This is a genomic window from Tsukamurella sp. II2bb, assembly GCF_057815145.1.
Map to the genome: position 1 here is coordinate 441,806 of NZ_JBYPZI010000003.1, position 26,720 is coordinate 468,525.

Annotated in this window: 25 protein-coding genes, 2 pseudogenes and 2 riboswitches; of the genes and pseudogenes, 19 read left to right on the top strand and 8 right to left on the bottom strand. The window is 72.3% G+C overall.

Annotated features, from left to right (window positions below):
- Positions 1-7 precede the first annotated feature (7 nt).
- Together metK and AC21LY_RS10575 are read left to right on the top strand one after the other, a co-directional pair.
- Positions 8-1,231 (top strand): methionine adenosyltransferase, encoded by a 1,224-nt coding sequence (metK, locus tag AC21LY_RS10570; RefSeq protein WP_489046416.1) that lies wholly within the window; start codon positions 8-10, stop codon positions 1,229-1,231.
- Positions 1,232-1,248: 17 nt separating this feature from the next.
- On the top strand, positions 1,249-3,240 hold the full coding sequence (locus AC21LY_RS10575) for a primosomal protein N' (protein ID WP_489046417.1): 1,992 nt from the start codon (positions 1,249-1,251) through the stop codon (positions 3,238-3,240).
- 7 nt (positions 3,241-3,247) lie between these two features.
- Here AC21LY_RS10575 and AC21LY_RS10580 read toward each other — a convergent pair whose 3' ends face one another.
- A complete protein-coding gene (locus AC21LY_RS10580) occupies positions 3,248-3,925 on the bottom strand; it encodes a TetR/AcrR family transcriptional regulator (RefSeq protein WP_489046418.1) in 678 nt (225 codons plus the stop codon).
- A 62-nt stretch (positions 3,926-3,987) separates the two neighbouring features.
- On the opposite strand from AC21LY_RS10580, the gene AC21LY_RS10585 reads away from it, so the two are divergent.
- Positions 3,988-4,557 carry an ester cyclase gene (locus tag AC21LY_RS10585; RefSeq protein ID WP_489046420.1) on the top strand — a complete coding sequence of 190 codons (570 nt, stop codon included), beginning with the start codon at positions 3,988-3,990 and terminating at the stop codon, positions 4,555-4,557.
- 9 nt (positions 4,558-4,566) lie between these two features.
- Positions 4,567-6,372 carry a neutral/alkaline non-lysosomal ceramidase N-terminal domain-containing protein gene (locus tag AC21LY_RS10590; RefSeq protein WP_489046421.1) on the top strand — a complete coding sequence of 602 codons (1,806 nt, stop codon included), beginning with the start codon at positions 4,567-4,569 and terminating at the stop codon, positions 6,370-6,372.
- Positions 6,373-6,379: 7 nt separating this feature from the next.
- Here AC21LY_RS10590 and gdhA read toward each other — a convergent pair whose 3' ends face one another.
- Positions 6,380-7,723: an NADP-specific glutamate dehydrogenase gene (gene gdhA, locus AC21LY_RS10595; protein WP_489046423.1), complete on the bottom strand. Its 1,344-nt coding sequence runs from the start codon at positions 7,721-7,723 to the stop codon at positions 6,380-6,382.
- 54 nt (positions 7,724-7,777) lie between these two features.
- Entirely contained in the window at positions 7,778-8,833 is a 1,056-nt protein-coding gene (locus tag AC21LY_RS10600; RefSeq protein ID WP_489046424.1) for an alpha/beta hydrolase family protein, read from the bottom strand.
- A gap of 168 nt (positions 8,834-9,001) precedes the next feature.
- On the opposite strand from AC21LY_RS10600, the gene def reads away from it, so the two are divergent.
- Genes def through AC21LY_RS10615 form a run of 3 tightly spaced genes read left to right on the top strand, consistent with a single transcriptional unit; the run spans position 9,002 to position 11,831 of the window.
- A complete protein-coding gene (gene def / locus AC21LY_RS10605) occupies positions 9,002-9,541 on the top strand; it encodes a peptide deformylase (RefSeq protein ID WP_489046425.1) in 540 nt (179 codons plus the stop codon).
- A complete protein-coding gene (locus tag AC21LY_RS10610; RefSeq protein WP_489046426.1) occupies positions 9,541-10,476 on the top strand; it encodes a methionyl-tRNA formyltransferase in 936 nt (311 codons plus the stop codon). The genes def and AC21LY_RS10610 overlap by 1 nt, the downstream gene beginning before the upstream one ends.
- The gene (locus tag AC21LY_RS10615; RefSeq protein WP_489046455.1) at positions 10,422-11,831 is read left to right on the top strand and encodes an RsmB/NOP family class I SAM-dependent RNA methyltransferase; all 1,410 of its coding nucleotides are present in this window, start codon (positions 10,422-10,424) and stop codon (positions 11,829-11,831) included. Before AC21LY_RS10610 ends, AC21LY_RS10615 begins: the two co-directional genes overlap by 55 nt.
- A 420-nt stretch (positions 11,832-12,251) precedes the next feature.
- On the opposite strand, the gene AC21LY_RS10620 is transcribed toward AC21LY_RS10615, so the two are convergent.
- Entirely contained in the window at positions 12,252-13,277 is a 1,026-nt protein-coding gene (locus AC21LY_RS10620; protein ID WP_489046427.1) for an LGFP repeat-containing protein, read from the bottom strand.
- 193 nt (positions 13,278-13,470) lie between these two features.
- On the opposite strand from AC21LY_RS10620, the gene rpe reads away from it, so the two are divergent.
- The 6 genes from rpe to AC21LY_RS10650 all read left to right on the top strand — a co-directional run bounded on the left by rpe (position 13,471) and on the right by AC21LY_RS10650 (position 18,249).
- Positions 13,471-14,148, top strand: a complete 678-nt coding sequence (gene rpe, locus AC21LY_RS10625) for a ribulose-phosphate 3-epimerase (RefSeq protein WP_489046428.1) — start codon at positions 13,471-13,473, stop codon at positions 14,146-14,148.
- Between the two features lie 2 nt (positions 14,149-14,150).
- Positions 14,151-15,143 (top strand): bifunctional diaminohydroxyphosphoribosylaminopyrimidine deaminase/5-amino-6-(5-phosphoribosylamino)uracil reductase RibD, encoded by a 993-nt coding sequence (gene ribD / locus AC21LY_RS10630; protein WP_489046429.1) that lies wholly within the window; start codon positions 14,151-14,153, stop codon positions 15,141-15,143.
- Positions 15,144-15,188: 45 nt separating this feature from the next.
- Positions 15,189-15,347, top strand: a riboswitch (FMN riboswitch).
- Positions 15,348-15,402: 55 nt separating this feature from the next.
- The gene (locus tag AC21LY_RS10635; protein WP_489046430.1) at positions 15,403-16,035 is read left to right on the top strand and encodes a riboflavin synthase; all 633 of its coding nucleotides are present in this window, start codon (positions 15,403-15,405) and stop codon (positions 16,033-16,035) included.
- Positions 16,036-16,037: 2 nt separating this feature from the next.
- Complete coding sequence (locus tag AC21LY_RS10640) at positions 16,038-17,288, top strand: bifunctional 3,4-dihydroxy-2-butanone-4-phosphate synthase/GTP cyclohydrolase II (RefSeq protein ID WP_489046432.1); 1,251 nt, start codon at positions 16,038-16,040, stop codon at positions 17,286-17,288.
- A complete protein-coding gene (gene ribH, locus AC21LY_RS10645) occupies positions 17,285-17,761 on the top strand; it encodes a 6,7-dimethyl-8-ribityllumazine synthase (RefSeq protein ID WP_489046433.1) in 477 nt (158 codons plus the stop codon). Before AC21LY_RS10640 ends, ribH (AC21LY_RS10645) begins: the two co-directional genes overlap by 4 nt.
- 32 nt (positions 17,762-17,793) lie before the next feature.
- Positions 17,794-18,249 (top strand): PH domain-containing protein, encoded by a 456-nt coding sequence (locus AC21LY_RS10650; RefSeq protein ID WP_489046434.1) that lies wholly within the window; start codon positions 17,794-17,796, stop codon positions 18,247-18,249.
- Positions 18,250-18,252: 3 nt separating this feature from the next.
- Here the strand turns inward: AC21LY_RS10650 and AC21LY_RS10655 are convergent.
- Positions 18,253-19,125, bottom strand: a pseudogene (locus AC21LY_RS10655) (aldehyde dehydrogenase family protein); the annotation flags it as partial.
- Between AC21LY_RS10655 and AC21LY_RS10660 the strand changes: the two are divergent.
- The 6 genes and pseudogenes from AC21LY_RS10660 to AC21LY_RS10685 all read left to right on the top strand — a co-directional run.
- Positions 19,118-19,564 (top strand): annotated as a pseudogene (locus AC21LY_RS10660) (ribulose-phosphate 3-epimerase); the annotation flags it as partial. The pseudogenes AC21LY_RS10655 and AC21LY_RS10660 overlap by 8 nt on opposite strands.
- Positions 19,565-19,566: 2 nt before the next feature.
- The gene (ribD, locus tag AC21LY_RS10665; RefSeq protein WP_489046429.1) at positions 19,567-20,559 is read left to right on the top strand and encodes a bifunctional diaminohydroxyphosphoribosylaminopyrimidine deaminase/5-amino-6-(5-phosphoribosylamino)uracil reductase RibD; all 993 of its coding nucleotides are present in this window, start codon (positions 19,567-19,569) and stop codon (positions 20,557-20,559) included.
- 45 nt (positions 20,560-20,604) lie between these two features.
- Positions 20,605-20,763: riboswitch (FMN riboswitch) on the top strand.
- Between the two features lie 55 nt (positions 20,764-20,818).
- The gene (locus AC21LY_RS10670; protein WP_489046430.1) at positions 20,819-21,451 is read left to right on the top strand and encodes a riboflavin synthase; all 633 of its coding nucleotides are present in this window, start codon (positions 20,819-20,821) and stop codon (positions 21,449-21,451) included.
- 2 nt (positions 21,452-21,453) lie between these two features.
- Positions 21,454-22,704, top strand: a complete 1,251-nt coding sequence (locus AC21LY_RS10675) for a bifunctional 3,4-dihydroxy-2-butanone-4-phosphate synthase/GTP cyclohydrolase II (protein ID WP_489046432.1) — start codon at positions 21,454-21,456, stop codon at positions 22,702-22,704.
- Complete coding sequence (ribH, locus tag AC21LY_RS10680) at positions 22,701-23,177, top strand: 6,7-dimethyl-8-ribityllumazine synthase (protein WP_489046433.1); 477 nt, start codon at positions 22,701-22,703, stop codon at positions 23,175-23,177. Before AC21LY_RS10675 ends, ribH (AC21LY_RS10680) begins: the two co-directional genes overlap by 4 nt.
- Before the next feature lie 32 nt (positions 23,178-23,209).
- The gene (locus tag AC21LY_RS10685; protein ID WP_489046434.1) at positions 23,210-23,665 is read left to right on the top strand and encodes a PH domain-containing protein; all 456 of its coding nucleotides are present in this window, start codon (positions 23,210-23,212) and stop codon (positions 23,663-23,665) included.
- A gap of 3 nt (positions 23,666-23,668) precedes the next feature.
- On the opposite strand, the gene AC21LY_RS10690 is transcribed toward AC21LY_RS10685, so the two are convergent.
- From AC21LY_RS10690 to AC21LY_RS10700, 3 genes are all read right to left on the bottom strand, one after another.
- Positions 23,669-25,156 (bottom strand): aldehyde dehydrogenase family protein, encoded by a 1,488-nt coding sequence (locus tag AC21LY_RS10690; protein ID WP_489046435.1) that lies wholly within the window; start codon positions 25,154-25,156, stop codon positions 23,669-23,671.
- Positions 25,153-25,842: a GMC family oxidoreductase gene (locus tag AC21LY_RS10695; RefSeq protein WP_489046436.1), complete on the bottom strand. Its 690-nt coding sequence runs from the start codon at positions 25,840-25,842 to the stop codon at positions 25,153-25,155. The genes AC21LY_RS10690 and AC21LY_RS10695 overlap by 4 nt, the downstream gene beginning before the upstream one ends.
- Positions 25,833-26,720 (bottom strand): GMC family oxidoreductase (locus tag AC21LY_RS10700; protein ID WP_489046437.1); only part of this gene is annotated, 888 nt, incomplete at its 5' end. The genes AC21LY_RS10700 and AC21LY_RS10695, both read right to left, overlap by 10 nt.

The following is a 26,720-nucleotide window of genomic DNA, read 5'->3' on the forward strand; positions in this document are numbered from 1 at the left end:
GTCCGACGTGGTTTCCGGTTTCGCCAGTTCCGCCCATCGCCTGTTCACCAGCGAGTCGGTCACTGAGGGCCACCCGGACAAGATCTGTGACGCGATCTCGGATTCGATCCTGGATGCGCTGCTCGCCGAGGACCCGGCTTCGCGCGTTGCGGTGGAGACCTTGGTCACAACCGGGCAGGTCCATGTGGCGGGCGAGGTGACCACCTCGGCCTACGCGGACATCCCGCACATCGTCCGGGATAAGGTCCTGGAGATCGGCTACGACAGCTCCGCGAAGGGCTTCGACGGCAACTCCTGCGGCGTCAACATCGCGATCGGTGCGCAGAGCCCGGAGATCGCGCAGGGCGTGGACCGGGCCTACGAGCACCGGGTCGACGGCGGCCAGGACGAGATCGACGCGCAGGGCGCGGGCGATCAGGGCCTGATGTTCGGCTACGCCTGCTCGGACACCCCCGAGCTGATGCCGCTGCCGATCTCGTTGGCGCACCGGCTCTCGCGGCGACTGACCGAGGTCCGCAAGAACGGGACGCTGCCGTACTTGCGGCCGGACGGTAAGACGCAGGTCACCATCGAGTACGCGGGGGAGCAGCCCGTCCGGCTGGACACGGTGGTGATCTCCAGCCAGCACGCGGCGGACATCGACATCGACGGCATGCTGGCGCCGGACCTGCGCGCGCACGTGCTGGACACCGTGATCCGGGACCTGAACCTGCCGAGCCTGGACACCTCCGAGGTGCGGCTGCTGGTGAACCCGACCGGCAAGTTCGTGCTCGGTGGGCCGATGGGCGACGCGGGCCTGACCGGCCGCAAGATCATCGTCGACACCTACGGCGGCATGGCCCGTCACGGCGGCGGCGCCTTCTCCGGCAAGGATCCGTCGAAGGTGGACCGCTCGGCCGCGTACGCCATGCGCTGGGTGGCGAAGAACGCCGTCGCCGCGGGCCTGGCGGAGCGGATCGAGGTCCAGGTGGCCTACGCGATCGGCAAGGCTGCGCCGGTGGGCCTGTTCGTGGAGACCTTCGGCACCGAGCAGCTCGACCCGGCCAAGATCCAGCAGGCCATCACGAGCGTCTTCGATCTGCGGCCGCGGGCGATCATCAACGACCTGGACCTGCTGCGGCCGATCTACGCGCCCACGGCGGCGTACGGCCACTTCGGTCGCACCGACATCGACCTGCCGTGGGAGCGCACCGACCGCGTGGACGCCCTGCGCGCCGCGGCCGGCCTCTGACGGCCGGCTCGTCCGGTGTGACCGCACCCGGCCCCGCCGAGGCCGCTCAGGCCGCCGTCGAACTCCCGATCGCCCGGGTCCTGCCCCTGCTGCAGGTCAGCCACCTCGATCGGGAGTTCGACTATCTCGTGCCGCCCGAGCTCGACGAGCAGGCGCGACCCGGGGTCCGGGTCCGCGTCCGGTTCTCCGGCCGGCTGGTCGACGGCTACCTCCTCGAGCGGTTGCCGCGCACCGAGCACGAGGGCCGGCTCGCGCCGCTGCAGCGGGTGGTCTCGCCGATGCCGGTGCTCACCGGAGCGGTGTTGCGCCTGGTCACGGAGGTCGCTGCGCGGTACGCCGGGACGCGGGCCGATGTGCTGCGGCTCGCGATCCCGCCCCGGCACGCGCGCGTCGAGAAGGCCCTCCTCGAACAGGAACCGGCCGCCCACGTCCCGCCGGAGGCGCCCCCCTCGGCGCTCGCCGAATACACCCACGGCGCCCAGTTCGCGGCCGCGGCCGTCGCGGGGCGCGCGCCCCGCGCCGTCTGGCAGGCCCTGCCCGGGGAGGACTGGGCGGCCCGCCTGGCAGAGCTGGCGGGCACCGTCGTCGCGGCGGGCCGGACGGCCCTGCTCATCGTCCCGGACCAGAGCGACCTCGACCGGCTCGCGGCGGCTTGCGCCCACCTCGAACCGGCGGTCCTCGCCGCGGGGCTCGGACCGTCCGCGCGGTACCGGCGGTGGCTGCTCGCGCTGCTCGGCCGGGCGCGCCTGGTGATCGGCACGCGGAGCGCGGCGTTCGCTCCGCTGCCCGATCTCGGCCTGATCGCCCTCTGGGACGACGGCGACGAATCCTTCGTGGAGCCGCGGGCGCCGTATCCGCACACGCGCGAGGTACTGGCCCTGCGCGCGCACCAGGAGGGCGCCGCGCTGGTGATCGGCGGGTTCGCCCGTACCCCCGAGTCGCAGTCGCTCATCGAGGCCGGCTGGGCCGCGGAGATCACCGCGCCCCGCGCGCTGGTGCGGAGTCGCTCGCCCCGGATCTCCGGCACCGCCGACTCGGACGTCGCGCTCGCGCGGGATCCGCTCGCGCGCTCGGCCCGCCTGCCGGCGGCGGCGTTCGCCGCGGCGCGGGAGGCCCTCGACGCCGAGCGGCCCGTTCTCGTGCAGGTCCCGCGCCGCGGGTACGCCCCCGCCCTGTCCTGCGCGCGGTGTCGCACCCCGGCCCGCTGCCGGCGCTGCCACGGCCCGCTGGAGCAGGCCGACGGTGGCGTGCTGCGCTGCCGCTGGTGTGCGCAGACCGACGCCGGCTACCGGTGCCCGGCCTGCGGCGGCACCACCATGCGGGCCGTGATCGTGGGGGCCATGCGCACCGCCGAGGAGCTCGGGCGGGCCTTCCCGGGGGCGGCGGTCACCGTCTCGGGCGGCACGACGGTGCTCGCCGAGGCGCCGGGCGGCCGGCGGATCGTCGTCGCGACGCCGGGGGCGGAGCCCGTCACTCCGGGCGGCTACGGGGCGGCGCTGCTGCTGGACGGCTGGCTGATGCTCGGCCGCGCCGACCTGCGGGCGGCGGAGGAGACGCTGCGCCGGTGGATGAACGCGACGGCGCTGGTGGCCGCCGACGGTGCGGTGGTGTGCGGCGCGGACGCGGGGATCCGCGCCGTGCAGGCGCTGATCCGGTGGGACGCGGCCGGGTTCGCCGCGGCCGAGCTCGCCGAACGCGCCGAGGTGGGCTTCCCCCCGGCCACGCATCTCGCCGCGCTCGACGGTGCGGAGCCCGACATCCGGGGCGTCGTGGACGCCGCCGAGCTGCCCGACGGGGCGGAGGTGCTCGGCCCCGTCGACCTGCCGCCCGGGGTGCGGATCCCGGGCGCACCGGATGCGGGGCCGCCGCCCCAGCGCCTGCTCGTCCGGGTGGCGCGGCGCGACGGCCGCGCCCTCGCGCGGGCCCTGTTCCTGGCCCAGGTGGGCCGGAGCCTGCGGAGGGAGGGCGATCCCGTGCGCATCCAGATCGATCCGCTCCGGATCGGGTGACCCTCGGTCAACCCCGCCGGGCGAGCCGCGCCTCCACCGCGCCGATCGACAGGTCGATCATGTACGCGAACTCGGCGTCGGCGTCGAACCGGGCGAGCTCGGGCGCGACGGCCTGCACCGCCGGGAGGCCGCACGCCGCGAGGGCGCCCTCGCGGCGTGCGATCGCCTCGGCGTCCGTCACACCGAAGGTCGGGGCCGCCTCGAACTCGCGGAGCAGGGTCCCGATCAGGGCGGCGAGCTGCGCCCGCATCAGGTGCACCGCCTCGTCGGGCGGGAACCCGGCGGTGAGGAGGACGTCGAGGATGGACTGGGTCGGCGCCAGGGCGGCGACGGACTGCACCTGGCGGGTGAGCACCAGTGTCGCGGCCCGCGGGTGGGCCTGGGCGGCGGTGCGGAAGGCCCGGGCCACCCCCTCCAGGTCCGTCCGCAGGTCGCCGGTGGGGACGTGGACGACGATCGACCGGAGCAGGTGCTCGGTGACCGCGTCGAGCAGGTCGTCCTTGTCCCGCACGTGGTTGTAGAGGCTCTTCGGGTCGACGGACAGGTGCCGGGCGATGGAGCGCATGCTGACCTCGGCCACTCCGTCCCGGTCGATCAGCGCCAGCGCGGCCTCGACGACCGCGGCCCGGCTCAGCCTGGGCGCGCCCAGCGCGGGGCGGCCTCGGCGGGGGCGCGGGTCGGTCATGAACCACATCATTCCTCATCTTCGATACCCGAAATTACCCACAGTGTGGGTACGCTATCCCGATGAGCGACCACACTTCGCGCTTCGTGCTGCCGCCGGTCCCGGTCCTGCGCGCCCGTGAGCAGCTCGTGCTCGATCACTTCCGGGACGAGGTCCGCCAGGACTGGGACGCGACCCTGTCGACCTTCCCGCACCCGCGCTACGAGCTGATCGCGTCGATGACCGTCCACGACGGGGACCGCGAGGTGCGCGACTACTACACCGACACGCGCACGGCCTTCCCCGATCAGAACCATGAGCTGATCGCTTTGCGGCACAGCGCGGACGCGGTGATCGTCGAATTCTGGCTCCTCGGGACCCAGCGCGGCCGGCTCGGCGGGATGCCGCCCACCGGCGGCCGGCATCGCACGCGGATGACGGCCTACTTCGTCTTCGACGAGGCGGAGAACCTGGTCGCGGAGCGGATCTACTTCGACCAGCTGACCATCCTCCGCCAGCTTCTCGCCGGCCTGAACCTGCGCAGCCCCAGGGGGCTGCTCACCCTGGGCCGCGTCCTCGTCGGTGCGCTCCGGATGTCCGGCGGGGAGCCGGACCCGCGGCTGGTGCGGACCGCGCCGCCGAGGCTCGACTAGCCTTTCGGCATGCGCGCGGGCTGGGCGAAGGCCGACATCACGGGCGAGCCGTGGGGCGTCGGGTTCATGGGCTACGGCATGCCGGGCCAGCGCGGTCGCGGGCTGGTGACGCGGCAGTGGGCGCGCGCCTTCGTCGTCGCGGCGGGCGATCACCGGGTGGCCTTCGTCGTCGCCGATATCGGGATGTTCTTCCAGGCCGCCGTCGACGAGATCACGGATCGGCTCGCGGCCGCGACCGGCGGCCGGCTCTCGGCGGAGAACGTGGTGCTCACCGCGACCCACACGCACTGCGGTCCCGGCGGTCACGGGCGTCACCGGCTGTACAACATCACCACGTTCGGGTGGCACCGGCGCACCTTCCATCGGCTCGTCGACGGGGTGGTGCGTGCCGTCCTCGACGCCGAGGCGGCGCTCGCCCCGGCGGAGCTGTCCCTCGCGCGCGGGGAGCTGCACGACGCCTCGGTCAATCGCAGCGCCTCGTCCTTCGACCGCAACCCGGACCGCGACCGGCTCCCCGGACGGATCGATCCCGCCGTGACCCTCCTGCGGATCGAACGCGACGGCGAGCTCCGCGCGGCGATCGACTGGTTCGCGGTGCACTGCACCTCGATGGGGAACGGGAACCGCCTCATCAGCTCCGACAACAAGGGCTGGGCGGCCGCCGCGTGGGAGGCCGCCGAGCGGGCGCACCGTCCGGACTTCGTCGGAGCGTTCGCGCAGACCAATTCCGGTGACATGTCGCCCAACCTGGGTGGCAGCGCCGGCCACGGCCCCACCGACGACGAGCGGGACAACACCGCCGAGATCGGCCGGCGACAGCTGGCGGTGGCGCGGCGGCTCGCGGCCGGCCCGGGCCGTGCGCTCGCGCCCCCGATCGGGTACCGGCTCGCGTACGTGGACTTCGGCGCCGCCCGCACCGCGAACGGGCCGACGGGGCGCGCCGTGCTCGGCGCGGCCTTCGCGGCCGGCACCTCCGACGGGCTCGGCTCGCCGGCCTTCCACCAGGGGCTCGGCAACCGGGTCGGTGCGATCAGCCGGGCCCTGTACCGGCGGTCTCCGGCCCTGCGTTCGCGACAGGCACCGAAGGAGATGCTCCTGCCCGTCGGCGCTCTGGGCTGGGTGCAGGAGCGCCTGCCGGTGCAGCTGGTGCGTCTCGGCGAGCTGCACCTGTTGTGCCTGCCCGTGGAGGTCACCGTGACCGCGGGTGCCCGGCTGCGCTCCGCGGTCGCCGCCGCGGCGGGGATCGACCCGCGGGACGTGCTGGTCCAGGGTTACGCCAACGGCTACGCGCACTACCTTACCACGCCCGAGGAGTACGACGCCCAGCGCTACGAGGCGGGCAGCACCGTCTTCGGCCGCAACGAACTCGCGGCCTTCACCGAGGCGGCGCAGCGGCTCGCCGCCGACCTCGCGGCGGGCCGCCCGACCGACCGGGGCACGCCCCCGCCCCGGCAGCGGCCCGGGCGCTTCGGGTCACCGTCGGGCGGGGTGGCGCTGAGCCGTCCACGCCCGGTCCGCGTGACGACGGTGCGCACCCCCGGACCGGACGGACGGGTCGCCGTCGGGTTCGAATGCCCGCACCCGAACCGCGTGATCCCGGACAGTTACCTGCGGGTGGAGCGACGCGACGGCGACGCCTGGGTGCTCGTGGCCGACGACGACGCCCCGTCGACCGAGCTCGCCTGGACCCGGCGTCGCGGGGTCTTCACCGCCACCGTCACCGTGCGGGACCTGCCCGCCGGCACCTACCGGGTGGGCTACGCGCAGGAGCGGCCCGGCCACTACGTGTGGACCGGGCCGCTCCGCGTGCGGTGACGAGCGCCTAGATGACGCCGAGGGCGAGCATCGCGTTGGCGACGCGGATGAACCCGGCGATGTTCGCGCCGGTCACGTAGTCGCCCGGGCTGCCGTACTCGTCGGCGGTCTCCAGGCAGCGGTCGTGGATGCCGCTCATGATGTGGGCGAGCCGGTCCTCGGTGTAGTCGAAGGACCAGGAGTCGCGGGAGGCGTTCTGCTGCATCTCGAGGGCGCTGGTCGCGACGCCGCCGGCGTTGGCGGCCTTGCCGGGCGCGAAGGCGACCTTCGCCTCGGCGAAGAGTCGTACCGCGTCGGGGGTGCACGGCATGTTCGCGCCCTCGGCGACGTACGTGGTGCCGTTCTTGATCAGCCGGTCGGCGGCGTCACCGTCGAGCTCGTTCTGGGTGGCGCAGGGGAGCGCGATGTCGCACGGCACGTCCCAGACGGAGCCGCCGGGGACGAAGATCGCGCCGCGCTCGGCCGCGTAGACGTCGATCCGGGCGCGGCGGCGCTCCTTGACGTCCTTGAGCAGCTCGAGGTCGATGCCCTTCTCGTCCACCACGTAGCCCGACGAATCGGAACACGCGACGACGGTGCCGCCCAGCTGCTCGACCTTCTCGGTCGCGTACACGGCCACGTTGCCGGAGCCGGAGACGACGACCCGCTTGCCGTCGAAGGAATCGCCCTGGGTCTTGAGCATCTCGTTCAGGAAGAAGACCGCGCCGTAGCCGGTGGCCTCGGTGCGCACCTGGGAGCCGCCCCAGGTGAGGCCCTTGCCGGTGAGGACGCCCGACTCGTAGCGGTTGGTGATGCGCTTGTACTGGCCGAACAGGTAGCCGATCTCCCGGCCGCCCACGCCGATGTCGCCGGCGGGGACGTCGGTGTACTCACCGATGTGGCGGTAGAGCTCGGTCATGAAGGACTGGCAGAAGCGCATGATCTCGCCGTCGCTGCGACCCTTGGGGTCGAAGTCGGAGCCGCCCTTGCCGCCGCCGATCGGCAGGCCGGTCAGGGAGTTCTTGAAGATCTGCTCGAACCCGAGGAACTTCACGATCCCGAGGTACACCGAGGGGTGGAAGCGCAGGCCGCCCTTGTACGGTCCGAGCGCGGAGTTGAACTCCACGCGGAAGCCGCGGTTGAGCTGGACGGTGCCGTTGTCGTCCTGCCACGGCACGCGGAAGATGATCTGGCGCTCCGGCTCGCACAGCCGGCGGATCACGGCCGCGTCCACGTACTCGGGGTGCTTGGTCACCACCGGCGCCAGGCTCTCGAGAACCTCCTTGGCGGCCTGGTGGAACTCGGTCTCACCCGGATTCCGCCGGAGAACCTCGCTGTAGAGCTCATCGAGCGTGCCGTTGTTGTGCGCCAATGCACTGTCCCTTCCGTCCGTTATAGGCCCGGATGGCACCTTACGCGGCGGTGCTCACCGCCCCGCGCGCGGCCGGAATTCGTCGGTGTAGCCGAGGATCGCCTTCTGGACGACGGGCCAGTAGCGGTTCTGGGCCTGCGACGGGAGGTAGACGTTGTGGCCGGCGCCGGGCAGCAGCACGGTCTCGCCGTGGCCGCCCCTGGCGCGGAGGGCGGCCACGAAGGCCTCGCAGCCGGCCGGCCGGACGATGTGGTCCGCGGTGCCGTTGAAGCAGGTGACCGGCACCGCCGGGTTGATGTTCTGGATCGGATCGGCCACCGCGAACTGCTGCGGGAACTCGTCCGGCAGGCCCAGGAACAGCCGGGTGTTGACGTTGCCGTCGGCGACGGCCCGGCGCATGTCGAGCACACCGCCCATGGACACGACCGCCGCGGGTGTCACCGCGGGCACACTGCCCATCGCGCCGGGGGTGAGCATCGACCGCGCCGACGCCCACACCGCGAGCTGGCCGCCCGCGGAGTGTCCGGCGACGACGACGTCGTTCAGGTCCAGGTTCGGGGCGCGCTGCGCCTTGATGGTCTGCAGGAAGTCGATCGCGGCGGCCGTGTCCGTGAGCGTGACCGGGTAACCGCCTCCGGCCCCGATGCGCCGGTACTCGACGTTCCACACCGCGACGCCGTGCGAGACGAGCGACCGCGCCATCTCGGACATCGACGTCGCCGCCGACGGCATGCGCCAGCCACCGCCGTGCAACAGCACCACCACCGGGATCTGCGCGGGCAACTCGATCGTGGTGCGGGCGCTCAGCGGGCCGCCGCCGGCCGGGTTCTGCTCGATGGGCGGGTTGGTGGGCAGATACAGCTCGCCGTAGTTCTGCTCGGGATCGGGAGCGCCGTCCGGGACGGTGTAGGCGATGCGCTGCGGCTGGGTGACCGGGAACTTGCCCACCAGCGCGGCGGGGCTCACCGGCGGGTAGGACGGCGCCGCGGGCGCCGACGAGGACGGGGCACCCGAGCCGTGCTGCACGGTGGTGGTGCACGCCGTGCCGAACAGCACGGACAGGCAGACGGCGGCACCGATCAGCGGCCGCCGGGCGCGCGCGATCTGCACGTGAACCCTCTCTCGCCCGGCGGGGCGGGTGTCATGGCGTTTCGGTCGAAATCCTAAGGCAGCCGCGAGCGAACTCCTAGCGTGGACGCGCCGGTGTGACCCGCGCGGCAGCGCCGCCGTCACCGGAGTGCGTGCCGCGCACGCCCGTCCGGGCTGGATAATGGGGGAATGAGCGTGCTCCCCATTCGGATCTACCCGGACCCCGTCCTGCGCACCCCCGCGGACGAGGTGACCGTTTTCGACGCCGATCTGGCGCGGCTGGTCGATGACATGATCGAGACCATGCACCACCACGACGGCGCGGGCCTGGCCGCGCCCCAGGTGGGCGTGAGCAAGCGGGTCTTCGTGTACGGCTGCGGCGGGCGGGAGGGGCACCTGATCAACCCGGTGTGGCGCGCGGTGGGGGATGAGATGCAGACCGGTGCCGAGGGCTGCCTGTCGATCCCGGAGGTCCGGGGCCGGTGCACGCGGCACATGAACGTCGTGGCGGAGGGCGTCGACCGTACCGGCGCGCCCGTGACGATCGAGGCCACCGAGATCCTGGCCCGATGCATCCAGCACGAGAGCGACCACCTCGACGGCGTGCTCTACCTGAGCCGGCTCGAGCCCGAGGAGCGCAAGGCCGTCATGCGCGTGATCCGCAGCTCGCCGTGGTTCACCGATCCGGCTGCCACGCTGGGCAGCGCCGCCGCCGGGGGGCGCGGCTGATGCGGCTGCTCTTCGCCGGGACGCCCGAGCCCGCCGTGCCGGCGCTGCGCGCACTGCTCGACTCCGATCACGAGGTGGTGGGCGTGCTCACCCGCCCGGACGCCCGGTCCGGCCGGGGCCGCGGCGTGCGGCGCTCGCCCGTCGGGCAGGTCGCCGACGAGGCGGGCATCCCCGTCCTCACGCCCGCGACGCTGCGCGATCCGGAGGCCCGGGCTGCGATCGTCGACCTGGCGCCGGACTGCTGCCCGGTGGTCGCCTACGGCGGGATGATCCCGCCGGACCTGCTCGACGTGCCCGCACACGGGTGGATCAACCTGCATTTCTCGCTGCTCCCCGCATGGCGCGGCGCGGCGCCCGTCCAGGCGGCACTGGAGGCCGGGGACGAGGTCACCGGCGCGTCCACCTTCCGCATCGAGGAGGGACTGGACACCGGCCCCGTCTTCGGGGTGCTGACCGAGCGCATCCGGCCCGAGGACACCTCGACGACGCTGCTCGCGCGTCTCGCCGAGCACGGCGCGGAACTGCTGCGGCGCACCGTCGACGGGGTGGAGGCCGGCGCGCTGCAGGCCCAGCCCCAGTCCGCCGACGGCGTCTCGCATGCGCCAAAGGTGACCGTCGACGCCGCGCGGGTGCGCTTCGACCTGCCCGCCGGCGCCGTCGACCGGCACATCCGCGCCATGACCGACGCGCCCGGCGCGTGGGTGCCGCTCGGGGATGCCCGGCTCAAGCTCGGGCCCGCCGTCGTGGACGCCGAGTCCGAGCGGCTGGCCCCCGGTGAGCTGCGCGTCACCAAGCGCGAGGTCCACGTGGGCACCGCCACGGCGCCGCTGCGGCTCGGCACCGTCCAGCCGCCCGGCAAGAAGCCCATGCCCGCCGCCGACTGGGCGCGCGGCGCCCGGGTCGAGTCCGGCACCATCCTCGGAGGCGACCAGTGACCGATCCCGCGCGCCGCGCCGCACTCGAAACCCTCGCCGCGGTCCGCGAGCGGGGCGCGTACGCCAACCTGGTGCTGCCCGGCCTGCTCCGGGACAAGCGGCTCAAGGGCCGCGACGCGGCCTTCGCCACCGAGCTCACCTACGGCACGTGCCGGGCACAGGGACTGCTCGACGCGGTGATCGAGAACGCCTCGGGGCGCCCGGTCTCCGATATCGACGGGCCCGTGCTGGATGGGCTGCGCCTGGGTGTCTACCAGCTGCTGCGCACGCGAGTAGGGGCGCACGCCGCCGTCTCGGAGACGGTGGACGCGGTCAAGGCGACCTCCGGGCGCGGCGCCGCCGGCTTCGCCAACGCGGTGCTGCGGAAGGTGTCCAAGGACGACGAGGACACCTGGGTCGCCCGGGTGGCCCCGCCCGCCGCGGACGACCTGCTCGGGCACCTCGCGATGCAGTACGCGCACCCGCGGTGGATCGCCGAGGCGTTCTGGGAATCACTGCGCGCCAACGGTATCAATTCGATGGGGCAGCTGCAGGCGCTGCTCGCCTCCGACGACGCCCGGCCGCCCGTGCACCTGGTCGCCCGGCCGGGGGAGATCTCCGCGGAGGAGCTCGCCCTGATCGTCGAGGGTGGGCCCGGCCGGCTCTCGCCCTACGCCGTGTACCTGCCGGGCGGCGATCCCGGTGCGCTCGAACCCGTCCGGGACGGCCTGGCCGGTGTCCAGGACGAGGGGTCGCAGCTCGTGGCGCGCGCCGCCGCGGTCGCGCCGCTCGAGGGGCCCGACGGTGGCCGCTGGCTCGACCTGTGCGCGGGCCCGGGTGGTAAGGCCGCGCTGCTCGGCTCGCTCGCCGCGATCGAGGGTGCCCGGGTCGACGCGATCGAGCCCGCCGCGCACCGTGCCGAGCTGGTCCGCAAGGCGGTCAAGGGGCTGCCGGTGGACGTGCACGTCGCCGACGGCCGCAACTCCGGCCTGGAGCCCGGGTACGACCGGGTGCTCGTCGACGCGCCCTGCTCCGGGATCGGCGCCCTGCGCCGCCGTCCGGAGGCGCGCTGGCGCAAGCAGCCCTCCGATGTCGCGGAGCTGACGGTGCTGCAGCGCGAACTGCTCACCGCTGCCGCGGCGCTCACCCGGCCCGGCGGGGTGGTGCTCTACGCGACCTGCTCGCCGCACGTGGCCGAGACGCTCGGCATCGTCGGTGACGAGGAGCTCCTGGCGACCGCCGGGCTGGAGCGGATCGACACCCGGCCGCTCGTGCCCGCGACCGACCTGCCGCTCGGCGACGGCCCGCACGTCCAGCTCTGGCCGCACCTGCACGGCACCGACGGCATGTTCTTCCAGGCCCTCCGCCGCCACTAACCCGACGGTGACGATGTCCTCCGGAGGCAGGTGGCCGCAGCGCACCACCACGCCCCGTCGCCGGGCCTGCGACGGAAGCCAGATCTCCGGACGGTGACCGTCGGCGTACGCCGCGCCGCGCAGCGCCGCGGCACTCCATCCGGCGAAGACGAGCCCGGGATACGCGACCTCCAGGGCGTCGGCGACGTCGTCGACGGTGGGCGCCCCGGTGCCGTCCCGGCGAACGCCCCGGATCACCGACGAGACCTCCCGCCGGAGCGCGTGCACCGTCCGCCCGGCCAACAACTCATCCCTGCGCCCCATCACATCAATTGGACGCACCAGAGTCGCGAACGGATCCCTACGGACGCAATTGAACACCGTTATGGAGACCGCGACCTGCGGTTTTCTGCTCCATAACGGTGTTCAATCGGGCGGGGGTCAGGCCTTGAGGACGCCGCCCTTGGTGAATTCCTGGACGAGGACGCCGCCGGGGCCGGGCTTGGCGTCGCCCTTGGGGTAGCCCATGCCGAAGGCGCCGCCGCCCTTGACCCACTGATCCTTGATCTTGCCGGAGACCACGTGGGCGCCGTACTCGGGCGACCACACGATCGAGCCGTTCTGGAAGTCGTTGTAGGCGCCGGCCACGGAACCGGCGGTGGTCCCGCCGACAGCCAGCTCGCTCATGAGCGGGGCACCGAGCTTGCCGCTCGGGCCGCCCTCCTTGAGGTACAGATCGCGGATCGCGCCGGACACGCCGGCGGCCTTGCCGCCGTTCACCTTCGGGTTCCAGTAGATGGTGCCGTTGGTGAACTCCTGCACCTTCCCGCCGGCCGCGTCCTTCTCGACGGCGAGGGGCTGGCCGTACTTCTTCTGGCCGCCGTCCTTGGTGAAGGTGTCGTTGATGGCGCCGGTGACGGCGAACTTCAGCGGCTCCTCCGGCGTGGTGCCGGCCGCGGGCGTGGTCGCCGACGCCTGGCCCGCGAGGAGCTGGCCGAGCAGCTTCTGCGCGTTCGGGTCGCTGCCGAACATCTTGACCAGCGTCGAGACGTCGGTGGTGGGGAGCTGTCCGGTCGCGAGGATCTGCTGCACGCCGGGGATCTTCGCCAGCTCGGCCAGCGCGGGCTGGGCGGCCGCGGGAACCGCGTTGGCGGTGGAGACGAGCGGAGTGTTCGCCACAGCGGGGGTCGCGGGCGTCGCCGCGCCCGGCACCGCGGCCACGGCATCCGCGGCGGGCGCGGCAGCTGCCGGAGCCGCAGGGGCGGCCGCAGCCGGAGCCGCAGGGGCGGCCGCAGCCGGAGCGGCAGCAGCCGGAGCGGCAGCCGCGGGAGCCGCCGGGGCAGCCGGAGCGGCAGGGGCGACGGGGACCGCCGGCACGGCGGGATCGGCGAGGGCGGGCCCTGCTGCGAAGACGGTGGCCGCGGCGAGAGCCACGAACGTGGTCACGGTGGTGCGTGCGATCCGCATGACGACCTCTCAACAATCGACGACACGAGAGTTACCCGTGTGATTATTGAGTCTGATGTTACAAGAGTGACTAATGAAACTCAACGACGACACGATGCGAGTCGGTGAATCCGCGGCGGCACGGCCACCCGAGGCCGAGTCCGGCGTCGTGTGCCCGCTCGGCCGTGAAGTCGCGGGACGTAGAATCCGACGCATGTCTTCGCCGATGATCGCGCCGTCCATCCTCTCCGCCGACTTCGCCCGACTCGGCGCGGAGATCGACGCCGTAGGCGGGCCGGAGGGCGCCGACTGGGTCCACGTCGACGTCATGGACAACCATTTCGTCCCGAACCTCACCCTGGGCCTGCCGGTGGTCGAGAGCCTGCTGAAGGCGACGACGATCCCGCTCGACTGCCACCTGATGATCGACGATCCGGACCGGTGGGCACCGCCCTACGCCGAGGCGGGCGCCTACAACGTGACCTTCCACGCGGAGGCCACCGACGATCCGGTCGCTGTCGCCAAGGACATCCGCGCCGCCGGCGGCAAGGCCGGCCTCGCGATCAAGCCCGGCACCGCGTTCGAGCCGTACGCGGAGATCCTCAAGAGCTTCGACACGCTCCTCGTGATGAGCGTCGAGCCCGGCTTCGGCGGACAGTCCTTCATCGCCGACGTCCTGGAGAAGGCACGTGCGGCGCGGCGCCTCGTCGACTCGGGCGAGCTGCGCCTGCTCGTCGAGATCGACGGGGGGATCAACGCCGACACCATCGAGCAGGCCGCCGCCGCCGGCGTCGACTGCTTCGTGGCCGGTTCCGCCGTCTACAACGCCGCGGACCCCGCCGAGGCGGTGCGCAAGCTCCGCGCGCAGGCCGCCGCCGTACCGCGCGCCTGACCGTGGACCTGCAGGCCGCCCTCGCGCTGGCCGTCGAGGAATCGGTGGCCGCGCGCGGGATCAGTACGCCCAATCCGCCCGTCGGCGCGGTGATCCTCGCGGCCGACGGCACCGTCGTCGGACGGGGCCGGACCGCGCCTGCGGGCGGACCGCACGCCGAGGTCGTCGCCCTCGCCGAGGCGGGGGAGGCCGCGCGCGGCGGCACCGCCGTCGTCACGCTCGAGCCGTGCGACCACACCGGCCGTACCGGGCCGTGCACGCAGGCCCTGATCGCCGCGGGGGTCGCGCGCGTCGCCTATGCCGCTGCGGATCCCAACCCCCTCGCCGCAGGCGGGGCGCACACCCTGCGGCGGGCGGGCGTCGAGGTCGACCATCTCGCCGCCGAACCCTGGCCGCTCGCCGAATGGCTGTTCCGGCAGCGGCACGGCCGCCCGATGGTCACCGTCAAACTCGCGGCCACCGTCGACGGCCGGATCGCCGCGCCCGATGGCACCAGCCGGTGGATCACCGGGCCCGAGGCGCGGGCCCGTGCGCACGTCGAGCGGGCGCAGCTCGACGCGATCATCGTCGGTACGGGCACCGTCGTCGCCGACGATCCCGCGCTCACCGCCCGGCGTCCCGACGGCACCCTGTATCCGCATCAACCGCGCCGAATCATCCTGGGGGAGCGGCGACTTCCGGCCATCACGAAGGTCTGTGGCGGCCCGGGCGAGGCGGTCCGCGTCTACTCGCACGATCCACAGGACGCACTCGATGCCGCGGGGGACGCCGTGCACGTCCAGGTCGAGGGCGGTTCGACGGTGATCGGCGCCTTCGTCGCCGCGGGCCTGGTCGACCGGGTGCAGGCGTACGTCGCGCCCGTGCTGCTGGGTGCGGGCCTGCCCGCCCTGACGGTGCCCGGCGTCGGCACGCTCGGCGACGCGTTGCGACTGGACCTGGACACCGTCGAGCGACTCGGCGACGACGTTCTGCTCACACTGTTGCGTTCGTCGTGAGCCCAACACTTGGGGCCCGGCCCGGTGAGTGCTACCTTCGGAAGCGGAAGTTCTCAGGGCGGGGTGCGATTCCCCACCGGCGGTGATGGACTCCGGGCGATCCCGGCGTTCGAGCCCGCGAGCGCCCCGCCGCGAGGTGGGGGTCAGCAGATTCCGGTGCGATCCCGGAGCCGACGGTCATAGTCCGGATGAAAGAGAACTACGCGGGCGTACCCCGCGTCGTCGTGCCGCCCTGAGGCCGAAGTGGCAGGAGCGGCGGATGTTCACCGGCATCGTCGAAGAGCTGGGCGTGATCACCGCCCGCGAGGATCTCCCGGATGCGGCCCGGTTCACGGTCCAGGGCGATCTCGTCACCTCCGATGCGAAACACGGCGACTCGATCGCGGTCAACGGCGTGTGCCTCACGGTCGTCACCGTCGAGAACGGGGCGTTCACCGCCGACGTGATGGAGGAGTCGCTCCGCAGGAGCTCGTTGAGCAAGCTCGGCCCCGGCGACCGGGTCAACCTCGAGCGCGCCGCCGCCGTGAACTCCCGCCTCGGCGGGCACATCGTGCAGGGCCACGTCGACGGCACCGGTCACGTCATCAGCCTCAGCCCGTCCGAGCACTGGACCGTGGTGCGGCTCGCGCTGCCGGAGCAGCTGGCCCGGTACGTCGTCGAGAAGGGCTCGATCACCATCGACGGTGTCTCCCTCACCGTCTCCGCACTCGGGCAGGGGGTGACCGGCGACGATGCGCAGCACTGGTTCGAGGTCTCGCTCATCCCCACCACCCTCGACCTGACCAATCTCGGCGGGGCCGAGCCCGGCACCGTCGTCAACCTCGAAGTGGACATCGTCGCCAAGTACGTCGAGCGCCTGACCGGATTCGCCGGGCGCGAGGAGGAGAAGTAGCCATGACCAGGTTCGATTCCATTGAGCGCGCGATCGAGGACATCGCCGCCGGTAAGGCCGTCGTCGTGGTGGACGACGAGGACCGGGAGAACGAGGGCGACCTCATCTTCGCCGCCGAGAAGGCGACGCCCGAGCTGGTGGCCTTCATGGTGCGCTACACCTCCGGCTACCTGTGCGTGCCGCTCGACGGTGCCACCTGCGACAAGCTCGGCCTGCCGCCGATGTACGCCACCAACCAGGACAAGCACGGCACGGCGTACACCGTCACCGTCGATGCCAAGGCGGGCGTGGGTACCGGCATCTCCGCCGCCGACCGCGCCACGACGATGCTGAAGCTGGCGGATCCGTCCTCGACCGTCGACGACTTCACCCGGCCCGGCCACGTCGTGCCGCTGCGCGCGAAGGACGGGGGCGTGCTGCGCCGCCCAGGCCATACCGAGGCCGCGGTCGACCTGGCCACAATGGCCGGTCTGGCGCCCGCCGGCGTGATCTGCGAGATCGTCTCGGAGAAGGACCCCGGCGGCATGGCCAAGTCCGACGAGCTGCGCGTCTTCGCCGACGAGCACGGTCTCGCGATGATCTCCATCGCCGACATGATCGCCTGGCGGCGCAAGCACGAGAAGCACGTCGTGCAGGTGGCCGCCGCGCGGATTCCCACCCGGTACGGCGACTTCCAGGCCGTCGGCTACACCTCGATCCACGACGACGTCGAGCACATCGCGCTGGTCAAGGGCGACGTGACCTCCGACGGCGGCGCCGACGTGCTCGTGCGCGTGCACAGCGAGTGCCTCACCGGCGATGTCTTCGGCTCGCTGCGCTGCGACTGCGGCCCCCAGCTGGACGCCGCGATGGAGATGGTGGCGCAGGAGGGCCGCGGCGTCGTGCTCTACATGCGCGGGCACGAGGGGCGCGGCATCGGCCTGATGCACAAGCTGCAGGCCTACCAGCTGCAGGACGGGGGAGTGGACACCGTCGACGCGAACCTGCAGCTCGGTCTGCCCGCCGACGCCCGCGACTACGGCCTCGGCGCCCAGATCCTCGTCGACCTCGGCATCACCTCGATGCGGCTGCTCACCAACAACCCCGCGAAGCGGGTCGGTCTCGACGGCTACGGCCTGCAGATCACCGAGCGGGTCGCGATGCCGCTGCGCGCGAACGCCGAGAACATCCACTATCTGCGCACCAAGCGCGACCGCATGGGCCACGACCTGCGCGACCTCGATGCCCACTTCGACCAGGGAGGTACCGCGTGAGCGGCGCTGGAATCCCCGATATCACCCTCGACGGTGCCGCCGACCTGAAGTTGGCCGTCGTCGCCTCGCGCTGGCACGACACCGTCTGCGAGGCCCTGCTCGCCGGGGCGGTCCGGACGGCCGAGGCCGCGGGTGTGCGGCACGTCACCGTCGAGCGGGTGGCCGGCGCCGTCGAGCTGCCCGTCGTGGCGCAGGAGCTCGTGAAGACCCACGACGCGGTCGTCGCGCTCGGCGTCGTCATCCGCGGTGGCACCCCGCACTTCGAGTACGTCTGCGATGCGCTCACCGCGGGCCTGCTGCGCGTCTCGCTCGACGCGGGCGTGCCCGTCGGCAACGGCGTTCTCACCACCAACACCGAGGCCGAGGCCCTGGACCGGGCGGGCCTACCGGGCTCGGCGGAGGACAAGGGCGAGCAGGCGGCGTCGGCCGCTCTGGACACCGCGCTGACGCTGCGCCGGCTGCGCGCGTCGTAGCCGGCGCCGCTGCATCGGTAGAATTCGGACTCGTGACCGCCGATTCCACCACCCAGCCCGTGCTCGACGTGACCCCGCGCAAGATCAAGGTGTACGCCTGGTCGGTGGCCGTGGTGCTGGTGCTGGGCCATGCCGTCGTCGCGTGGCTCCTCAAGGCGGGCGGCGACTCGGGGCTGACCTTCCGGCTCTCCGATCAGATCGGCATGGTCGTGATCGGCCTGATCCTGGCCGGTGGCGCGCTGATGTTCACCCGGCCGCGCCTGCACCTCGGCCCGGACGGCGTCACCATCCGGAACCTGCTGAACGAGAACACCTACCCGTGGGACCTGGTGCGGGCCTTCACCTTCCCCGAAGGATCCCAGTTCGCGCACCTCGAGCTGCCGCAGGACGAGTACGTCGCGATCTGGGCCATCCAGGCCCGGGACGGCGAACTCGCGGTGCAGGCACTGCACCGCGCCCGCGAGCTCGCCGTCGTGTACCAGCGCTGAGCGCTACGTGATCGTGCCGCCGCGGCCGTGCAGCAGGGTCATCAGCTGCGTCAGCTGCCCCTCCTGCGCGGCGGTCCGCGCGAAGCTCGTGAGGTCGAGCAGCGGGTTGAACCGCTTGCGCGCGATGGCCTTGGCGTAGGTGAACTCGCGCAGGCCGTCGGCGCCGTGGATACGGCCGAAGCCCGACTCGCCGACGCCGCCGAAGGGCAGGTTCGGCACCCCGGCGAAGGTGATGATGCCGTTCACCGCCGCCATGCCCGAGCGGATCTTGTCGGCCAGCTCCATGCCGCGGGCCTTGGAGAAGACCGTGGCGGCGAGGCCGTATTTCGTGGCGTTCGCGAGCTCGACCGCCTCGTCCATGGTGTCGACCTTGGCGACGGTGACTGTCGGGCCGAAGGTCTCCTCGGTGACCGCGATCGAGTCCTCGGGGACGTCGACGAGCACCGTCGGCTGGACCCAGCGCTCGCCGACGGCGTCCGCGCCGCCGATGAGGGCGCGGCCGCCGCGGGCGAGGGCGTCCTCGATGTGCGCTTTGATGATCGGTAGCTGGCTCGGCATGGTGATCGGGCCGATCTTGGAGTCGATCGCGTCGTTGGCGGTGACCTCGCGGGCCTTGGCGACCAGCTTTTCCACGAACGGGTCGTAGACGTCCTTGTGCACGTAGACGCGTTCGACGCCGACGCAGGTTTGCCCGGCGTTGGCGAAGGCGCCCCACGCGGCGGCGTCGGCGGCGGCGTCGAGATCGGCGTCGCGGTCGACGAGGAAGGCGTCCTTGCCGCCGGCCTCGATCACGACCGGGGTGAGAGTCTCGGCGCACGCGGCCATGACCTTCTTGCCGGTGGCGGTGGAGCCGGTGAAGGCCACCTTGTCACCGCCCTACGCCGAGGCGGGCGCCTACAACGTGACCTTCCACGCGGAGGCCACCGACGATCCGGTCGCTGTCGCCAAGGACATCCGCGCCGCCGGCGGCAAGGCCGGCCTCGCGATCAAGCCCGGCACCGCGTTCGAGCCGTACGCGGAGATCCTCAAGAGCTTCGACACGCTCCTCGTGATGAGCGTCGAGCCCGGCTTCGGCGGACAGTCCTTCATCGCCGACGTCCTGGAGAAGGCACGTGCGGCGCGGCGCCTCGTCGACTCGGGCGAGCTGCGCCTGCTCGTCGAGATCGACGGGGGGATCAACGCCGACACCATCGAGCAGGCCGCCGCCGCCGGCGTCGACTGCTTCGTGGCCGGTTCCGCCGTCTACAACGCCGCGGACCCCGCCGAGGCGGTGCGCAAGCTCCGCGCGCAGGCCGCCGCCGTACCGCGCGCCTGACCGTGGACCTGCAGGCCGCCCTCGCGCTGGCCGTCGAGGAATCGGTGGCCGCGCGCGGGATCAGTACGCCCAATCCGCCCGTCGGCGCGGTGATCCTCGCGGCCGACGGCACCGTCGTCGGACGGGGCCGGACCGCGCCTGCGGGCGGACCGCACGCCGAGGTCGTCGCCCTCGCCGAGGCGGGGGAGGCCGCGCGCGGCGGCACCGCCGTCGTCACGCTCGAGCCGTGCGACCACACCGGCCGTACCGGGCCGTGCACGCAGGCCCTGATCGCCGCGGGGGTCGCGCGCGTCGCCTATGCCGCTGCGGATCCCAACCCCCTCGCCGCAGGCGGGGCGCACACCCTGCGGCGGGCGGGCGTCGAGGTCGACCATCTCGCCGCCGAACCCTGGCCGCTCGCCGAATGGCTGTTCCGGCAGCGGCACGGCCGCCCGATGGTCACCGTCAAACTCGCGGCCACCGTCGACGGCCGGATCGCCGCGCCCGATGGCACCAGCCGGTGGATCACCGGGCCCGAGGCGCGGGCCCGTGCGCACGTCGAGCGGGCGCAGCTCGACGCGATCATCGTCGGTACGGGCACCGTCGTCGCCGACGATCCCGCGCTCACCGCCCGGCGTCCCGACGGCACCCTGTATCCGCATCAACCGCGCCGAATCATCCTGGGGGAGCGGCGACTTCCGGCCATCACGAAGGTCTGTGGCGGCCCGGGCGAGGCGGTCCGCGTCTACTCGCACGATCCACAGGACGCACTCGATGCCGCGGGGGACGCCGTGCACGTCCAGGTCGAGGGCGGTTCGACGGTGATCGGCGCCTTCGTCGCCGCGGGCCTGGTCGACCGGGTGCAGGCGTACGTCGCGCCCGTGCTGCTGGGTGCGGGCCTGCCCGCCCTGACGGTGCCCGGCGTCGGCACGCTCGGCGACGCGTTGCGACTGGACCTGGACACCGTCGAGCGACTCGGCGACGACGTTCTGCTCACACTGTTGCGTTCGTCGTGAGCCCAACACTTGGGGCCCGGCCCGGTGAGTGCTACCTTCGGAAGCGGAAGTTCTCAGGGCGGGGTGCGATTCCCCACCGGCGGTGATGGACTCCGGGCGATCCCGGCGTTCGAGCCCGCGAGCGCCCCGCCGCGAGGTGGGGGTCAGCAGATTCCGGTGCGATCCCGGAGCCGACGGTCATAGTCCGGATGAAAGAGAACTACGCGGGCGTACCCCGCGTCGTCGTGCCGCCCTGAGGCCGAAGTGGCAGGAGCGGCGGATGTTCACCGGCATCGTCGAAGAGCTGGGCGTGATCACCGCCCGCGAGGATCTCCCGGATGCGGCCCGGTTCACGGTCCAGGGCGATCTCGTCACCTCCGATGCGAAACACGGCGACTCGATCGCGGTCAACGGCGTGTGCCTCACGGTCGTCACCGTCGAGAACGGGGCGTTCACCGCCGACGTGATGGAGGAGTCGCTCCGCAGGAGCTCGTTGAGCAAGCTCGGCCCCGGCGACCGGGTCAACCTCGAGCGCGCCGCCGCCGTGAACTCCCGCCTCGGCGGGCACATCGTGCAGGGCCACGTCGACGGCACCGGTCACGTCATCAGCCTCAGCCCGTCCGAGCACTGGACCGTGGTGCGGCTCGCGCTGCCGGAGCAGCTGGCCCGGTACGTCGTCGAGAAGGGCTCGATCACCATCGACGGTGTCTCCCTCACCGTCTCCGCACTCGGGCAGGGGGTGACCGGCGACGATGCGCAGCACTGGTTCGAGGTCTCGCTCATCCCCACCACCCTCGACCTGACCAATCTCGGCGGGGCCGAGCCCGGCACCGTCGTCAACCTCGAAGTGGACATCGTCGCCAAGTACGTCGAGCGCCTGACCGGATTCGCCGGGCGCGAGGAGGAGAAGTAGCCATGACCAGGTTCGATTCCATTGAGCGCGCGATCGAGGACATCGCCGCCGGTAAGGCCGTCGTCGTGGTGGACGACGAGGACCGGGAGAACGAGGGCGACCTCATCTTCGCCGCCGAGAAGGCGACGCCCGAGCTGGTGGCCTTCATGGTGCGCTACACCTCCGGCTACCTGTGCGTGCCGCTCGACGGTGCCACCTGCGACAAGCTCGGCCTGCCGCCGATGTACGCCACCAACCAGGACAAGCACGGCACGGCGTACACCGTCACCGTCGATGCCAAGGCGGGCGTGGGTACCGGCATCTCCGCCGCCGACCGCGCCACGACGATGCTGAAGCTGGCGGATCCGTCCTCGACCGTCGACGACTTCACCCGGCCCGGCCACGTCGTGCCGCTGCGCGCGAAGGACGGGGGCGTGCTGCGCCGCCCAGGCCATACCGAGGCCGCGGTCGACCTGGCCACAATGGCCGGTCTGGCGCCCGCCGGCGTGATCTGCGAGATCGTCTCGGAGAAGGACCCCGGCGGCATGGCCAAGTCCGACGAGCTGCGCGTCTTCGCCGACGAGCACGGTCTCGCGATGATCTCCATCGCCGACATGATCGCCTGGCGGCGCAAGCACGAGAAGCACGTCGTGCAGGTGGCCGCCGCGCGGATTCCCACCCGGTACGGCGACTTCCAGGCCGTCGGCTACACCTCGATCCACGACGACGTCGAGCACATCGCGCTGGTCAAGGGCGACGTGACCTCCGACGGCGGCGCCGACGTGCTCGTGCGCGTGCACAGCGAGTGCCTCACCGGCGATGTCTTCGGCTCGCTGCGCTGCGACTGCGGCCCCCAGCTGGACGCCGCGATGGAGATGGTGGCGCAGGAGGGCCGCGGCGTCGTGCTCTACATGCGCGGGCACGAGGGGCGCGGCATCGGCCTGATGCACAAGCTGCAGGCCTACCAGCTGCAGGACGGGGGAGTGGACACCGTCGACGCGAACCTGCAGCTCGGTCTGCCCGCCGACGCCCGCGACTACGGCCTCGGCGCCCAGATCCTCGTCGACCTCGGCATCACCTCGATGCGGCTGCTCACCAACAACCCCGCGAAGCGGGTCGGTCTCGACGGCTACGGCCTGCAGATCACCGAGCGGGTCGCGATGCCGCTGCGCGCGAACGCCGAGAACATCCACTATCTGCGCACCAAGCGCGACCGCATGGGCCACGACCTGCGCGACCTCGATGCCCACTTCGACCAGGGAGGTACCGCGTGAGCGGCGCTGGAATCCCCGATATCACCCTCGACGGTGCCGCCGACCTGAAGTTGGCCGTCGTCGCCTCGCGCTGGCACGACACCGTCTGCGAGGCCCTGCTCGCCGGGGCGGTCCGGACGGCCGAGGCCGCGGGTGTGCGGCACGTCACCGTCGAGCGGGTGGCCGGCGCCGTCGAGCTGCCCGTCGTGGCGCAGGAGCTCGTGAAGACCCACGACGCGGTCGTCGCGCTCGGCGTCGTCATCCGCGGTGGCACCCCGCACTTCGAGTACGTCTGCGATGCGCTCACCGCGGGCCTGCTGCGCGTCTCGCTCGACGCGGGCGTGCCCGTCGGCAACGGCGTTCTCACCACCAACACCGAGGCCGAGGCCCTGGACCGGGCGGGCCTACCGGGCTCGGCGGAGGACAAGGGCGAGCAGGCGGCGTCGGCCGCTCTGGACACCGCGCTGACGCTGCGCCGGCTGCGCGCGTCGTAGCCGGCGCCGCTGCATCGGTAGAATTCGGACTCGTGACCGCCGATTCCACCACCCAGCCCGTGCTCGACGTGACCCCGCGCAAGATCAAGGTGTACGCCTGGTCGGTGGCCGTGGTGCTGGTGCTGGGCCATGCCGTCGTCGCGTGGCTCCTCAAGGCGGGCGGCGACTCGGGGCTGACCTTCCGGCTCTCCGATCAGATCGGCATGGTCGTGATCGGCCTGATCCTGGCCGGTGGCGCGCTGATGTTCACCCGGCCGCGCCTGCACCTCGGCCCGGACGGCGTCACCATCCGGAACCTGCTGAACGAGAACACCTACCCGTGGGACCTGGTGCGGGCCTTCACCTTCCCCGAAGGATCCCAGTTCGCGCACCTCGAGCTGCCGCAGGACGAGTACGTCGCGATCTGGGCCATCCAGGCCCGGGACGGCGAACTCGCGGTGCAGGCACTGCACCGCGCCCGCGAGCTCGCCGTCGTGTACCAGCGCTGAGCGCTACGTGATCGTGCCGCCGCGGCCGTGCAGCAGGGTCATCAGCTGCGTCAGCTGCCCCTCCTGCGCGGCGGTCCGCGCGAAGCTCGTGAGGTCGAGCAGCGGGTTGAACCGCTTGCGCGCGATGGCCTTGGCGTAGGTGAACTCGCGCAGGCCGTCGGCGCCGTGGATACGGCCGAAGCCCGACTCGCCGACGCCGCCGAAGGGCAGGTTCGGCACCCCGGCGAAGGTGATGATGCCGTTCACCGCCGCCATGCCCGAGCGGATCTTGTCGGCCAGCTCCATGCCGCGGGCCTTGGAGAAGACCGTGGCGGCGAGGCCGTATTTCGTGGCGTTCGCGAGCTCGACCGCCTCGTCCATGGTGTCGACCTTGGCGACGGTGACTGTCGGGCCGAAGGTCTCCTCGGTGACCGCGATCGAGTCCTCGGGGACGTCGACGAGCACCGTCGGCTGGACCCAGCGCTCGCCGACGGCGTCCGCGCCGCCGATGAGGGCGCGGCCGCCGCGGGCGAGGGCGTCCTCGATGTGCGCTTTGATGATCGGTAGCTGGCTCGGCATGGTGATCGGGCCGATCTTGGAGTCGATCGCGTCGTTGGCGGTGACCTCGCGGGCCTTGGCGACCAGCTTTTCCACGAACGGGTCGTAGACGTCCTTGTGCACGTAGACGCGTTCGACGCCGACGCAGGTTTGCCCGGCGTTGGCGAAGGCGCCCCACGCGGCGGCGTCGGCGGCGGCGTCGAGATCGGCGTCGCGGTCGACGAGGAAGGCGTCCTTGCCGCCGGCCTCGATCACGACCGGGGTGAGAGTCTCGGCGCACGCGGCCATGACCTTCTTGCCGGTGGCGGTGGAGCCGGTGAAGGCCACCTTGTTCACGCCCGAGGTGCACAGGGCGTGGCCGGTCTCGCCGAGGCCGGTGACGGTCTGCAGCACCGGGCGGCCGACGGCTTCCTCGAAGGTGCGGGCCAGCCACACCCCGACGCCGGGTGTGTACTCGGAGGGCTTGAAGACGACGGCGTTGCCGGCGGCGAGGGCGTAGGCGATCGAGCCCATCGGGGTGAAGACGGGGTAGTTCCACGGTCCGATCACGCCGACCACGCCCAGCGGGTGGTAGCGCACCGACGCCGACTGGTTCGCCATGACCAGGCCCGAGCCGACCCGACGCGGCCCGAGCACCTTCTTCGCGTGCGACGCCGCGTAGGAGAGGTGGTCGATGCCGAGCGCGGCCTCGAGCAGCGCATCGCCGTGCGGCTTGCCGGTCTCGTCGTGAACGATCTGCGCCAGCTGGTTGATCCGGCGGGTGATCACGCCCTTCCAGGTGTTCAGGGCCTTCTTGCGGCCCTCGAAGCCGATCTCCTGCCACCAGTCGGCCTGCTCCCGGGCCCGGGCCACGACGGCGTGCACGTGGTCGGCGGAGTGGATCGGGTAGGACTCGACGACGTCGCCGGTCCGCGGGTTGAGGGAGTCGAAGGTCTTCTGCTGTGCTGCGGTCATGCTGACTTCCTGATCTCGTCTGCCGCCTTCTCGGCGATCATGATGGTGGGGGCGTTCGTGTTGCCGCGGGTGATCATCGGCATCACCGAGGCGTCGACCACGCGGAGGCCCTCGGTGCCGCGGACCCGAAGCTGCGGGTCGACCACGGCGTTCTCGCCGGTGCCCATGGCGCAGGTCCCGACGGGGTGGAACAGGGTCTGGGCGTACTGCCGGATGTGCGCCAGGTAATCGTCGTCCGACGGTGCCTCGGGCAGGTGCCAGGGCTTGCCCAGGTAGCGCGCGAGCGGGCCCTGTTGGCAGAGCTCGAACGCCGCCCGGGTGCCGACCAGCATCGCGTCCAGGTCCTCGGGCGCCTCGAAGTAGTTCGGCTCGATCGACGGGTGCCAGTCGGGGTTGTCCGAGCGCAGCCGCAGCCTGCCGCGGCTGGCCACGTTCACGAGCGTGGGCCCGCAGACGAAGCCCCGCTTGGTGGGCTCGTGCAGCATGTTGTCGTAGAAGCCCGAGGCCATGACGTGGTACTGCAGGTCGGGCAGGTCGAGGTCCTCGCGGGAGCGGAAGAAGCCGCCGGCCTCGCCCGCGTTCGACGCCAGCGGCCCGGTCCCGCGGACCTTCCAGCGCAGCAGGTTCTGCAGGTTCTGCGCCTCCATCAGATCGGTGGTCCCGTGCGTCTCGAAGATCACCGGCACGATGGGTGGTCCTGCAGGTTCTCGCCCACGCCCGACAGCGCGACGCGCACGTCGATGCCGTGCTCGGCGAGATGTTCGGCCGGTCCGATACCGGAGAGCATCAGCAGCTGCGGCGAATTCACCGCGCCGCCGCAGAGGATCACCTCGCGGCGCGCCTTCGCCGTGTGGTCGACCGCGCTCTGCCGGAAGACCACCCCGCAGGCGCGGTCACCGTCGAACTCGATGCGGCGGGCCGTGGCACCCAGCGCGACCGTGAGGTTGGGCCGCGACCGCGCCGGCTCGATGTAGGCCTTGTCGGTGGACCAGCGACGGCCGCCCTTGCAGGTGACCTGGTAGCGGCCCGCGCCCTCCTGCTCGGCGCCGTTGAAGTCGGGATTGCGGGCCATGCCGTGGCTCGCCGCGCTATCCACCCAGGCATCGACGAGGGGGTGGGTGTACACCCGGTCCTCGACGTTGAGCGGCCCCGTCGTGCCGTGGAACCGGTCGGTCAGGCTGGTGTTCCCCTCGGCCTTCTTGAAGTACGGCAGCACCTCGTCGTACGACCAGCCGGCCGCACCGTAGTCGTTCGCCCACGCATCGAAGTCACCGTGATTGCCACGGATGTAGATCATCGCGTTCATCGACGAGCAGCCGCCGAGCGCCTTCATCCGCGGCCAGTACGCGGGCCGGTCATCGAGGTGCTTCTGCGGCGTGGTGGTGTAGTTCCAGTCCCACTTCGTCTTGAACAGCGCGGAGAAGGCGAGCGGGATGTCGATCTCGTCCGCATCCGCCTCACCACCCGCCTCCAGGAGCAGTACAGACACTCCCGGATCCTCCGTCAGCCGCGCGGCCACCACCGCGCCCGCACTGCCGGCCCCCACCACAATGTAGTCGTACTC

What these genes read in the sequence shown, in the direction of transcription:
- AC21LY_RS10675 (WP_489046432.1), top strand. Translation starts at nt 21,454, where the DNA reads ATGACCAGGTTCGATTCCATTGAGCGCGCGATCGAGGACATCGCCGCC.
- AC21LY_RS10590 (WP_489046421.1), top strand. Translation starts at nt 4,567, where the DNA reads ATGCGCGCGGGCTGGGCGAAGGCCGACATCACGGGCGAGCCGTGGGGC.
- AC21LY_RS10620 (WP_489046427.1), bottom strand. Translation starts at nt 13,277, where the DNA reads ATGCGGATCGCACGCACCACCGTGACCACGTTCGTGGCTCTCGCCGCG.
- AC21LY_RS10690 (WP_489046435.1), bottom strand. Translation starts at nt 25,156, where the DNA reads ATGACCGCAGCACAGCAGAAGACCTTCGACTCCCTCAACCCGCGGACC.
- AC21LY_RS10610 (WP_489046426.1), top strand. Translation starts at nt 9,541, where the DNA reads ATGCGGCTGCTCTTCGCCGGGACGCCCGAGCCCGCCGTGCCGGCGCTG.
- rpe (WP_489046428.1), top strand. Translation starts at nt 13,471, where the DNA reads ATGTCTTCGCCGATGATCGCGCCGTCCATCCTCTCCGCCGACTTCGCC.
- AC21LY_RS10580 (WP_489046418.1), bottom strand. Translation starts at nt 3,925, where the DNA reads ATGACCGACCCGCGCCCCCGCCGAGGCCGCCCCGCGCTGGGCGCGCCC.
- AC21LY_RS10585 (WP_489046420.1), top strand. Translation starts at nt 3,988, where the DNA reads ATGAGCGACCACACTTCGCGCTTCGTGCTGCCGCCGGTCCCGGTCCTG.
- AC21LY_RS10670 (WP_489046430.1), top strand. Translation starts at nt 20,819, where the DNA reads ATGTTCACCGGCATCGTCGAAGAGCTGGGCGTGATCACCGCCCGCGAG.
- AC21LY_RS10635 (WP_489046430.1), top strand. Translation starts at nt 15,403, where the DNA reads ATGTTCACCGGCATCGTCGAAGAGCTGGGCGTGATCACCGCCCGCGAG.
- def (WP_489046425.1), top strand. Translation starts at nt 9,002, where the DNA reads ATGAGCGTGCTCCCCATTCGGATCTACCCGGACCCCGTCCTGCGCACC.
- AC21LY_RS10640 (WP_489046432.1), top strand. Translation starts at nt 16,038, where the DNA reads ATGACCAGGTTCGATTCCATTGAGCGCGCGATCGAGGACATCGCCGCC.